An 11447-nucleotide genomic window follows, 5' to 3' on the forward strand; every position below is an offset into this window, starting at 1 on the left:
ACTATCAGCAGGCAGGTGGTTTCTATGGATGATGTGATTCAGGTCATCAAGGACCAGATCGCGAAAAATCCGGTGCTCGTCTACATCAAGGGCACACCTCAGTTTCCCCAATGTGGCTTCTCCGCCCAGGTGGTGGAGGCCATGACCAGCGTCGGCAAACCCTTTGCCTACGTGAACATTCTGGAAGCGCCGGAAATCCGGCAGAGCCTGAAGGAATACGCCAACTGGCCCACTTACCCGCAGCTGTGGGTGAGCGGTGAGCTGGTCGGCGGGTGCGACATCATCATGGAAATGTACCGCTCCGGTCAGCTCAAGGAGCTGGTGGAAAGCGCCGCCGTGGAAGGCGACGCCTGAACCGACGCCGACGGCCCATTGGTTTTGCCAATCATTGCCAATGGGCCGGCCTGTTGAATCCTGGCACAGGATTCCCATGATAGGCGTGCAAAGGTGGCGTCAAGACGCCGCCGCCGGATGTGCGAAGATGTCTTCAACATTGATTCAACGCAGAGAGGAAAAACATGGGCGTACTGGTAGGTAAACCCGCACCTGATTTTACGGTTCCCGCCGTCCTGGGTGACGGCAGCATTGTGGATGAATTCACCCTTTCCGAGGCCATCAAGGGCAAATACGGCCTGGTGTTCTTCTATCCGCTGGACTTCACCTTTGTGTGCCCGTCCGAACTGATCGCCCTGGATCACCGCATGGACGCATTCAAAGAGCGCGGCGTGGAAGTGATCAGCGTGTCCATCGACAGCCACTTCACCCACAACGCCTGGCGCAACACCGCCATCAACGACGGCGGTATCGGTCCGGTGAAATACACCATGGCCGCGGACATGAACCACCAGATCTCCCAGGCCTATGATGTCGAATCCGAAGGCGGCATGGCGTTCCGCGGTGCCTTCCTGATCGACAACAAAGGCGTGGTACGCAGCCAGCTGATCAACGACCTGCCCCTGGGTCGTAACATCGACGAGCTGGTACGTCTGGTTGACGCCCTGCAGTTCCACGAGGAGCATGGTGAAGTGTGCCCCGCGGGCTGGCAGAAAGGCGACCAGGGCATGCAGGACAACCCGGCCGGCGTTGCTTCCTACCTGTCCGAGAACGCCGAGAAGCTGTAACTCTCAGCTCTCAGCGACGAAAAAAAGGGCGCCTTCTCGGCGCCCTTTTTTTGTGTGTGCTTGAGCGGAGGCTTGTGGGAGCGGGCCCCGCCCGCGAAAGGGAGCGAAGCTCCCGGCAGGATCCGAGAGACCCCTAATCCAGCGCGCGCGCCAGGGTCGGCGGCATCTCGCCGGCGGGCGGCGGCGGCCAGCCGCCCAGGTCGCGGAAGCGGTTGACCATGGAGCAGAACAGCTCGGCGGTGCGGGTGGCGTCGTACAGCGCGGAGTGGGCGTCGCGCTGATTGAAGGGGATGCCGGCCGCTTCGCAGGCCTTGGCCAGCACGGTCTGCCCGTACACCAGGCCGGCCAGGGTGGCGGTATCGAAGCTGGAAAACGGATGAAACGGGTTGCGCTTGATGTCGGCGCGCTCGCTGGCGGCGTTGAGAAAGCCCTGGTCGAAGAAGCTGTTGTGCCCGACCAGCACCGCCCGGTTGCAGCCGTGCGCTTTGACCGCCTTGCGCACCGGCTCGAACACGCCCTTGAGGGCGGTCAGCTCGCCCACCGCGCCGCGCAGCGGATTGTTGGGGTCGATGCCGGTGAAATCCAGCGCCGCCTGCTCGATATTGGCGCCGGGAAAGGGGTCGACGTGAAAGTGCACACGGGTCGACGGCCGCAGGTGGCCCCGGGCGTCCATGTCCAGCAATACCGCGGCGATTTCCAGCAGGGCGTCGTTGCGGGCGTCGAAGCCCCCGGTTTCAACGTCCACCACCACCGGCAGGAAGCCGCGGAAGCGCAGGGCCAGGGACGGGTGTTGATTAGTCATGCTCTCTCCAGTCAGCGGTCGACATGCTACCCGATAACCGCACCTTGGGACAGGTGACGGCGGCGGACGGGCGCGGGTACAATACGCGCCTTTCTAATCGCGAGTTCTTGGAGTGACGCATGTCTGATATCAACAAGGTGGTGCTGGCCTATTCCGGTGGCCTGGATACCTCCGTGATCGTCAAGTGGTTGCAGGAAACCTACAACTGCGAAGTGGTCACCTTCACCGCTGATATCGGTCAGGGCGAGGAAGTGGAACCGGCCCGCGCCAAGGCCAAGGCGATGGGCGTGAAGGAAATCTACATCGAGGACCTGCGCGAAGAGTTCGTGCGCGACTATGTGTTCCCGATGTTCCGAGCCAACGCCATCTACGAGGGCGAGTACCTGCTCGGCACCTCCATCGCCCGGCCGCTGATCGCCAAGCGCCTGGTGGAGATCGCCGCCGAGACCGGCGCCGACGCCATCTCCCACGGCGCCACCGGCAAGGGCAACGACCAGGTGCGCTTCGAGCTGGGCGCCTACGCGCTGGCCCCGGGCATCCAGGTGATCGCGCCCTGGCGCGAGTGGGACCTGAACTCCCGCGAGAAGCTGATGCAGTTCTGCGAAGACCACGAGATCCCGGTGGACTTCACCAGCAAGAAGAAGAAATCCCCGTACTCCATGGACGCCAACCTGCTGCACATCTCCTACGAGGGCGGCAACCTGGAAGATCCGTGGTGGGAAGCGGAGGAAGACATGTGGCGCTGGAGCGTCAGCCCGGAAGCGGCGCCGGACAAGCCCACCTACGTGACCCTGACCTATGAGAAGGGCGACATCGTCGCCATCGACGGCGAACGCCTGAGCGCCGCCGATATCCTCAGCAAGCTCAACAAGCTGGGCGGCGACAACGGCATCGGCCGTCTCGACATCGTCGAGAACCGCTATGTGGGCATGAAGTCGCGGGGCTGCTACGAAACCCCCGGCGGCACCATCATGCTGCCGGCGCACCGCGCCATCGAGTCGCTGACCCTGGACCGCGAATCCGCCCACCTGAAGGACTCGGTGATGCCCAAGTACGCCGAGCTGCTGTACAACGGCTACTGGTGGTCCCCGGAGCGTCTGGCGCTGCAGAAGCTGATCGACGCCACCCAGGAGAACGTCAACGGCGAAGTGCGCATGAAACTGTATAAAGGCGCCGCCACCGTGGTCGGCCGCCGCTCCGAGAACGACAGCCTGTTCGACGCCTCCATCGCCACGTTCGAGGACGATGCCGGCGCCTACGACCAGAAAGACGCGGAAGGCTTCATCAAGCTCAACGCCCTGCGCCTGCGCATCGCCGCCAAAAACGGCCGCAAACTGTCCTGATCGTCCCCGATCGGCGGGCCCCGGCCGGGGTCCGCTGTTACACATCGTCAATGGAAACCTTTCCGTTCTTGTACGAAGGTACCGATTAAGGCATTCCTTCGAATCACAACAACAGAAAGGTGGACCATGGCGACGCTCCCTGTTCCTTCGTTTTCAGCCGCACGGGCCGGGCTCTGCCTGGCGCTGATGCTGGTGGCCGCGCCGGTGGCGGCCGGCTGGCCGTTCAATCTGTTCTCGCCGCCCGAGTTCTCCGACCAGACCCGCGACGTGATCTTCGTCGGCAATAACTGGGAAGGCACGGTCAACGTGATCGACGCGGAGACCTATGAGCCGCTCGGTACCATCAACGCGATCCCCGATAAAAGCCAGCGCATCACCGAGATCTACCTGAACCCGGTGCGGCTGTTGTTCTTCCAGGGCGTGCGCCTGCTGATCGGCGAGGGCAACCACCAGTACGTGGACGACATGTACAGCTCCAACGACGGCCGCCTGCTGGTGGTGTCGCGGCCCAGCTTCGCGGATGTGGTGGCGCTGGACGTGATCACCGGCGAAGTGGTGTGGCGCTTCCAGGTGGACGGCTACCGCTCCGACCATATGGCGATCTCGCCGGACGGCAAGCATGTGGCGGTGTCCGCCTCCACCGGCGGCGTGGTGCATGTGCTGGACGTGGCCACCGGCGAAGAGGTGGGCAATTTCCCGTCCGGGGACTCCCCCCATGAGAACATCTACTCCGAGGACGGCGAGCGCATCTTCCACGCCGCCATCGGCCAGGTGTTCACGCCGCTGGACCGGGGCCGGGTGGTCAAGCAGCTGACCAAGGGCGAGCGCCTGTTCCAGATCGTCGACGCAGAGACCTTCGAGATCATCAAGCGCTTCGACCTGCGTGAAAAGCTGGACGAAGCGGGCTACACCCACCTGAGCCCGGCGATCCGGCCCATGGCGCACACCGACGATGAGCGCTATTTCTACTTCCAGGTGTCGTTCTTCCACGGCTTCCTGGAGTACGACATGGAGGAGGACCGCGTCACCCGTCTGGCGCACCTGCCCAACCTGGTGCCCAATCTGCCCCGCGAGAAGTACGTCAACGACTCCGCCCACCACGGCATCGCCCTGAGCGGCGACCAGAGCACCCTGTGCGTGGCCGGCACCATGAGCGACTATGTGGCGATCGTCTCCCGGGAGACCTTCGAATACACCATCTTCACCGGCATCGGCGAGAAGCCCTACTGGGTGACCACCAGTGGGGACGGCGAGCACTGCTATATCTCCTGGAGCGGCACCGACCAGATGTCCGTATTCTCCTACGAAAGCGGCCAGGAAGTGGCCCGGCTGGACGTGGGGGACCACCCGCAACGGGTCCGCGAGGGGCGTATACTGGAAAACTGGCTGACGCCCTGAAGCGCCCGGCGGGCGCGGCCCGCCGGTAAAATTTACGCTATTGTCTGGCCCCGCCGGGCGTCCCTGTGTACTCTGCCGAAAAGTCGGCGTGCCGGGGGCGCGGCGGGGTTTTTTATTATCCAAAGGCTTCCTGGCAAAAGAGCAAGCGCATGAATAAAACCACCGTGGGCTGGCGGGAATGGGCCAGCCTGCCCGATCTGGGGATCAAGGCGATCAAGATGAAGGTGGATACCGGCGCGCGCACCTCCGCGCTGCACGCCTTCAAAGTGACCAGTTTCCAGCGTGACGGGCGCGAGTGGATCCGGTTCTGTATTCATCCGTTTCAGGATTCCGACCAGTCCCGGGAATGCGAAGCGCCCCTGCTGGATCGTCGTGTGGTGACGGATTCCGGCGGTCACCGGGAAGAACGCCCGGTGATCAAGACCCTGCTCGCCGTGGGCGGGCGCCGCTGGCCGGTGGAGATGACCCTCACCGACCGTGACACCATGAAATTTCGCATGTTGCTCGGGCGTACCGCCATGGATCAGTTGGTGGTGCATCCCCAGGCTTCATTTTTACTCGGTGGCAACGAGCATCAACCATGAAGATAGCGATTCTGTCCCGGAACAAGCACCTCTATTCCACGCGCCGTCTGGTTCAGGCGGGCGAGGACGCCGGTCACGAAATGCACGTGATCGACACCCTGCGCTGCTATATGAGCATGGTCTCCCACAAGCCGGAGATTCATTTCAAAGGCCAGGTGCTGGAAGGCTTCGATGCGGTGATCCCGCGTATCGGTGCGTCCGTGACCCAGTACGGCACCGCGGTGCTGCGCCAGTTTGAAATGATGGGCGTGTTCCCGGTCAACGAATCGGTGGCGATTTCTCGCTCCCGGGACAAGCTGCGCTCCCTGCAGCTGCTGTCCCGCAAGGGCGTGGGCCTGCCGGTGACCGGCTTCGCCCACTCGCCGGATGACATTCCCGACCTGATCAACATGGTCGGCGGCGCGCCGCTGGTGATCAAAATGCTGGAAGGCACCCAGGGCATCGGCGTGGTGCTGGCGGAAACCCGCAAGGCGGCGGAATCGGTGATCGAGGCCTTCATGGGCCTGAACGTCTCGGTGATGGTGCAGGAGTACATCAAGGAAGCCGGCGGCGCCGACATCCGCTGTTTCGTGGTGGGCGGCAAGGTGATCGCCGCCATGAAGCGCCAGGCGCTGCCCGGCGAGTTCCGCTCCAACCTGCACCGGGGCGGCACCGCCAGCCTGATCCGCATCACCCCGGAAGAGCGCGCCACCGCGGTGCGCGCGGCGCGCATCATGGGCCTGAACGTGGCCGGCGTGGACATTCTGCGTTCCCACCACGGCGCGCTGGTGATGGAAGTGAACTCCTCGCCGGGCCTGGAAGGCATCGAAGCGGCCACCAATAAAGACGTGGCCGGGATGGTGGTGAAGTTTATTGAGAGTCATGCTCGGCCGCATCGTACCCAGACAAAAGGGGCGAAGGGCTGACGCCCAGTTGATAGTTGATAATTGATAATTGATAGCTAAAACAACACCCCGGTGAGTGATGACGAGCAGTAACCGCAAGAACAAACAGGAAGAGAAGGCGGCGCCGTTTGAGTTGAACGGCACGCGGGTGATGCCGGGCACGCGGGTCAAGGTGGAATTGCCGCTGGCCCAGTTGTACACGCAGACGCCGTTGAACGTGCCGATTCATGTGATTCATGGGCGGCGGCCGGGGCCGGTGCTGCTGGTGAGCGCGGCGATCCACGGTGATGAGCTGAACGGCGTGGAAATCATCCGCCGGCTGCTGCGTCATTCGTCGCTCAACCGGCTTAACGGCACACTGCTGGCGGTGCCGGTGGTCAATGTGTTCGGCTTTATTCACAAGACCCGTTATCTGCCCGACCGCCGTGATCTCAACCGCTCGTTCCCCGGGTCGGAAACCGGCAGCCTGGGCGCGCGCATGGCCTGGCAGTTCAAGACCCAGGTGCTGGACCGCGCCACCCACGCGGTGGACCTGCACACCGGCGCCATCCACCGCGCCAACCTGCCGCAGATCCGCGCCGACCTCTCCAACGAGGACACCGCCGCCATGGCCGCCGCGTTCGGCGTGCCGGTGGTGATCAACTCGGTGCTCGGCGAGGGCACGCTGCGCGAAGTGGCCGAGGCCCAGGGCATTCCGGTGATCACCTACGAAGCCGGTGAAGCGCTGCGCTTCGACGAGAGCTCGATCCGCGCCGGCGTGAAAGGCGTGCTCAACATCATGCACCACCTGCGCATGACCGGCCCGCGCCGCACCCGCGCGCCCATGGAGCCGCACATCGCCCGCTCCTCGAGCTGGGTGCGCGCCGAGCGCGACGGCGTCTTTCTGCCGCTGGTGGCGCTGGGCGCCTGGCTGCGCAAGGGCCAGCTGATCGGCCGCATCTCCAGCCCGTTCGGCGGCGAGGACGTGACCATCGAATCGCCCTGCGCGGGTATCCTGGTGGGCCGCAACAACCTGCCGTTGGTCAACGAGGGCGAAGCCCTGTACCACATCGCCCGCTTCGAGGAAGTGCGCGAAGTGGCGCAGAATCTGGAAGTCTTCACCTCGGATATCGAACGCGGGCCGGGGCTCACCGGCGAACCGCCGATCGCCTGATAAGGACCGGATGATGATCTTGCCGTCGCCGCGGGCCGTGTATCGCGGTCTGCGCAAAATGCTGCGTTTTCTGGCGCGCCCGGCGCGGCGCGCCGGCAGCCGTGGCGGCCCGGTGATCCAGACCTATCGGGGCTACGGTTCCCGGGACGAAGTGTTCCTGATGGGGCGGGTGTTCCGGCAGCCGGGCCTGGGGCTCAAGCTGGGCGAGGGGCCGCTCGACGATCTGGTCAACATCGCCCGCCGCACCGCCCGCTGGGGCATCCGCGACGCCCGGGTGGCGGTCACCGTGGGCGACGCGCGCGCCAGCGTCACCACCGACCGGGACGGTTATTTCAGCGTGCAACTGCCGATCGAGGAGCCGCTGCCCGACGGCGCTTTCTGGCAGCAGGCGCGGCTGGAGCTGCTGCCCGCGTCGGAGAAGAGCGACGCGCCTTCCGGCGAACGCAGCGTGGCCGCCACCGCCGAGATCTATATTCCACCCCGTGAGGTGGACCTGGCGGTGGTCAGCGACATCGACGACACGGTGATCTACACCGGCGTCGCCAGCAAGCTGACCATGATGTACCAGCTGTTTATCGCCAAGGCCCGCCACCGCACCGCCTTTCCGGGCGTGTCCGCGTTCTACCGGGCGCTGTTCCACGGCGAAAGCGGCGAGCGCCGCCGCCCCATGCTGTACGTGTCCCGGGGCCCCTGGAGCATCTACGACGTGCTGGTGGAGTTCTTCCGTCTCAACCACATTCCCCACGGGCCGGTGCTGTTCCTGCGCGAATGGGGCGTGACCTTGCAGCGGCCGCTGCCGATCCGCGCCAAGGACCACAAGGCGATGCTGATCGAGCGCATGCTGTCGCTCTACCAGCAGCTGCCGTTCGTCCTGATCGGCGACAGCGGCCAGCACGACCCGGAAGTGTACGCCGACCTGGTGGCCCGCTACCCGGGCCGCATCCACACCATCTATATCCGCCACGTGCATCAAGGCGAGGACCGCGATCAGGCGATCCAGGCGCTCGCCGACCGCGTGGCGCAAAGCGGCTGCCAGATGATCCTCGCCAAGGACAGCCTGGAGATGGCCCAGCACGCCTTCCAAAACGGCCTGATCGCCGAACGCGGACTTCAAGAAGTCCGCGCCGACTGCCGCAGAAGGGGCAGTTAACAGTTAATAGTTAATAGTTAACAGCGAAAACAAAGCGTAGCAGCGATGTTCGGTGCCGTCGTCTGTGCGCCAGGCCTCTCTGAAACGGTGTTTTCGCTATTAACTATTCACTGTTAACTATTAACTCTTCTCCTCGATCTTCCCGCCCGCGCCGCGCCACGCTTCAAAGCCTCCTTCAATGTCACAAACCGGCCCAAACCCCATATCCATGAGCTGGGCGGTGGCGAGGGCGGAGCGGTGGCCGAGGGCGCAGAACAGGACGAAGCGCTGGCCGCTGGCGAAGTCGGCTTTGTGGTAGGGCGAATCCGGGTCGACCCAGAATTCCAGCATGCCGCGGGGCGCGTGCAGGGCGCCGGGCACGGTGCCTTCCCGTTTCAGTTCGCGCACGTCGCGGATGTCCACGAAGCGCACGTCCGGGTCTTCCAGTAGTTGCCGCGCTTGCTCCGGCGTAAGGCGCTCAATGCGCGCTTCGGCGGCGGCCACCAGTTCCGAGACACTTTTCTTCAGGGCCATGACGGCGTCCTCCGTTATTGCGGTTTGCCCGGCGCGGGCACCAGGCCGTCGCGGCTGAGTACCACGGCGATCTCATCGAGAATGGCCGGGTCGTCGATGGTGGAGGGTAGCGGGAAGTCGCGGCCGTTGGCCATCTTGCGCAGGGCGGCGCGCAGGGTCTTGCCGGAGCGGGTCTTGGGCAGGCGCGGCACCACCAGGGCGCGGCGGAAGCGGGCCACCGCGCCCACCTGGTCGCGGATCAGCGCCACCAGTTCCTGTTCCAGGCGCGGCTCGTCGATGTCGGCGCCGTCCTTGAGCACCACCAGGCCCACCGGCACCTCGCCGCACAGTTCGTCGTGCATGCCCACCACGGCGGACTCCGCCACCGCCGGGTGGGTGGCGATGTGCTCCTCCATCACCCCGGTGGAGAGCCGGTGGCCGGAGACGTTAATCACGTCGTCGGTGCGGCCCATGATGTAGACGAAGCCGTCGGCGTCCAGATAGCCGCCGTCGCCGGTATGGTAGTAGCCGGGGTGGGTGTTGAGATAGGCGTCCAGGTAGCGCGGGTGGTCGTTCCACAGGGTCTGGGCGCAGCCCGGCGGCAGCGGCAGGCGCAGCACGATGGCGCCTTCCTCGTCGGGCCCCAGCGGCCGGCTGTTGGCGTCCAGCACCTCCACCTGGTAGCCGGGCACCGGCCGGTTGGTGGAGCCGCCGCGCACCTCGGTCTGGCCCAGGCCGGTGCAGGGCGCGGTCACCGGCCAGCCGGTCTCGGTCTGCCACCAGTGGTCGTAGACCGGCCGGCCGGTTAGCTCGCTGAGCCACTGATAGGTGGGCGTGTCGAGCTTTTCGCCGGCCACGAACAGATGCCGCAGGCTGCTCACGTCGTAGCGCTTGAACGCCTCGCCGTCCGGGTCTTCCTTGCGGATCGCCCGGAACGCGGTGGGCGCCGCGAACAGGCCCTGCACGCCGTGTTCCTGCACCACCCGCCAGTAGGCGCCGGCGTCCGGTGTCTTCACCGGCTTGCCCTCGAACATCACCGTGGTGCAGCCGCCCAGCAGCGGCGCGTAGACGATGAACGAGTGGCCCACCACCCAGCCCACGTCCGAGCAGCCCCACCAGACTTCCCCGGCGCGCATGCCGTACACCTGGCGCAGCGCGTACAGCAGCGCCACCGCGTGGCCGCCGTTGTCGCGCACGATACCCTTGGGTTTCCCGGTGGTGCCGGAGGTGTACATGATGTACAGCGGGTCGGCGGCGTTCACCGGCACCGGTGCCGCCGGCTCGCTGCCGGTGACTTCCGCCCGCCAGTCCTTGAAGCCGGTGCCGGTCAGGTCCGCCGGGCCGGCGTCCCGCTGCAGCACCAGCACCGCCTCGACCCGGTGCGCCGCCTGCTCCAGGGCGCCGCTGACCAGCGGCATGTAGGGAATCACCCGGTCGATTTCGATGCCGCAGGAGGCGGTCAGTACCACCTTGGGCTTGGCATCGTCCACGCGGATCGCCAGCTCGTGGGCGGCGAAGCCGCCGAACACCACCGAATGCACCGCGCCCAGCCGCGCGCAGGCGAGCATGGCGATGGCCGCTTCCGGCACCATTGGCAGATAGATCACCACGCCGTCGCCCTTGCCCACGCCCAGCCGCGCCAGGGCGCCGGCCAGCTCGGCCACCCGGTCCCTCAGCTGGTTGAAGGTGAAGCGCTGCTGGCTGGCGGTGACCGGGGAATCGTGGATCAGCGCCAGCTGCTCGCCGCGGCCCTGTTCGATCTGATGGTCCAGCGCCAGGTAGCTGGTGTTGAGCACGCCGTCGCCGAACCAGCGGTGGGTGCCGTCCTGCAGGGTGTCCAGAATGCGGGTGGGGGCCTGGTACCAGGCCACGGCCCGGGCCTGCTCGGCCCAGAAGCCGTCGGCGTCCTGCCGCGCCCGCTGGTAGGCTTCCGCGTAACTCATGCTCCGCTCCTCGCCGTCGTCGCTGCTTGTTGTTATTCGCCGCGCCCAAAGGGACGCTCAGGCTCATACAACCACGAAGCGGGCGGGGAGGCTATTCGACGAAGGAGGTAGGGGCGGGCCTTGAGACGGAGTTCTCTCCAGCCGGGGGATCGGGTCTGTGTCAGGCCCTTCCGGGACCCTGGAGGACAGGACGTCCGAAAGGGAGCCCCCAGGGACGGGTTCACGGCGTTCCCGGAAGGGCCTGACACAGACCCGATCCCCCGGTCAGGTGGCGGCACCGCCGCGGGACATGGCTGGCGCCGAACCTTTCAGCAAAGCCCAGAGTGTGGGAGCGACAGTTGTGGGAGCGGGCCCAGCCCGCGAAAGGGAGCGAAGCTCCCGGCAGGATGCCAGAGAGCTATCTAACGGCAGCATTAACAGAGTCTCTGGAACCCTGCCGGCCGGCAAAGCCGGCCTTTCGCTTGCAAGCAAGCTCCCACAAGGCCCGCTCCTGCAGGTCAGGCGCCGCGGTTGCCGCCGCCGGAGCGGCGGGCGCGGCCGCCCTGGTTGGGGCGGCCGGAGCCGTTGCCGGCGCCGG

At 65.5% G+C, this 11447-nt stretch carries 11 protein-coding genes; 8 read left to right on the forward strand and 3 right to left on the reverse strand.

Annotated features, from left to right (window positions below):
* Nucleotides 1-24: 24 nt before the first annotated feature.
* Nucleotides 25-354, forward strand: coding sequence for a Grx4 family monothiol glutaredoxin (gene grxD, locus ISO4_RS09910; protein WP_067604848.1), 330 nt, complete (start codon nt 25-27; stop codon nt 352-354).
* A 164-nt stretch (nt 355-518) separates the two neighbouring features.
* Nucleotides 519-1121, forward strand: a complete 603-nt coding sequence (locus ISO4_RS09915; protein ID WP_067604846.1) for a peroxiredoxin — start codon at nt 519-521, stop codon at nt 1119-1121.
* A gap of 133 nt (nt 1122-1254) precedes the next feature.
* On the opposite strand, the gene rnt is transcribed toward ISO4_RS09915, so the two are convergent.
* On the reverse strand, nt 1255-1923 hold the full coding sequence (rnt, locus tag ISO4_RS09920; RefSeq protein WP_142948733.1) for a ribonuclease T: 669 nt from the start codon (nt 1921-1923) through the stop codon (nt 1255-1257).
* A 119-nt stretch (nt 1924-2042) separates the two neighbouring features.
* Here rnt and ISO4_RS09925 point away from each other — a divergent pair, with 119 nt between their 5' ends.
* The 6 genes from ISO4_RS09925 to ISO4_RS09950 all read left to right on the forward strand — a co-directional run bounded on the left by ISO4_RS09925 (nt 2043) and on the right by ISO4_RS09950 (nt 8435).
* A complete protein-coding gene (locus ISO4_RS09925) occupies nt 2043-3266 on the forward strand; it encodes an argininosuccinate synthase (protein ID WP_194856087.1) in 1224 nt (407 codons plus the stop codon).
* A 126-nt stretch (nt 3267-3392) separates the two neighbouring features.
* Nucleotides 3393-4664 carry a beta-propeller fold lactonase family protein gene (locus ISO4_RS09930; protein ID WP_194856088.1) on the forward strand — a complete coding sequence of 424 codons (1272 nt, stop codon included), beginning with the start codon at nt 3393-3395 and terminating at the stop codon, nt 4662-4664.
* Nucleotides 4665-4813: 149 nt separating this feature from the next.
* Entirely contained in the window at nt 4814-5248 is a 435-nt protein-coding gene (locus ISO4_RS09935; RefSeq protein ID WP_194856089.1) for an ATP-dependent zinc protease family protein, read from the forward strand.
* A complete protein-coding gene (gene rimK, locus ISO4_RS09940) occupies nt 5245-6153 on the forward strand; it encodes a 30S ribosomal protein S6--L-glutamate ligase (RefSeq protein ID WP_142948729.1) in 909 nt (302 codons plus the stop codon). The genes ISO4_RS09935 and rimK overlap by 4 nt, the downstream gene beginning before the upstream one ends.
* 58 nt (nt 6154-6211) lie before the next feature.
* Entirely contained in the window at nt 6212-7285 is a 1074-nt protein-coding gene (locus ISO4_RS09945) for a succinylglutamate desuccinylase/aspartoacylase family protein (protein ID WP_194856090.1), read from the forward strand.
* 13 nt (nt 7286-7298) lie between these two features.
* Nucleotides 7299-8435, forward strand: coding sequence for an App1 family protein (locus ISO4_RS09950; RefSeq protein WP_194856091.1), 1137 nt, complete (start codon nt 7299-7301; stop codon nt 8433-8435).
* A gap of 120 nt (nt 8436-8555) precedes the next feature.
* Here the strand turns inward: ISO4_RS09950 and ISO4_RS09955 are convergent, their stop codons facing one another.
* Together ISO4_RS09955 and ISO4_RS09960 are read right to left on the reverse strand one after the other, a co-directional pair.
* Nucleotides 8556-8948, reverse strand: a complete 393-nt coding sequence (locus ISO4_RS09955) for a rhodanese-like domain-containing protein (RefSeq protein ID WP_194856092.1) — start codon at nt 8946-8948, stop codon at nt 8556-8558.
* 14 nt (nt 8949-8962) lie between these two features.
* Complete coding sequence (locus ISO4_RS09960) at nt 8963-10870, reverse strand: AMP-binding protein (protein ID WP_142948725.1); 1908 nt, start codon at nt 10868-10870, stop codon at nt 8963-8965.
* Nucleotides 10871-11447 lie beyond the last annotated feature (577 nt).

Origin of the sequence: Alloalcanivorax venustensis ISO4 (assembly GCF_015356855.1) — a bacterium.
Taxonomy (GTDB): Bacteria; Pseudomonadota; Gammaproteobacteria; order Pseudomonadales; family Alcanivoracaceae; genus Alloalcanivorax; species Alloalcanivorax venustensis.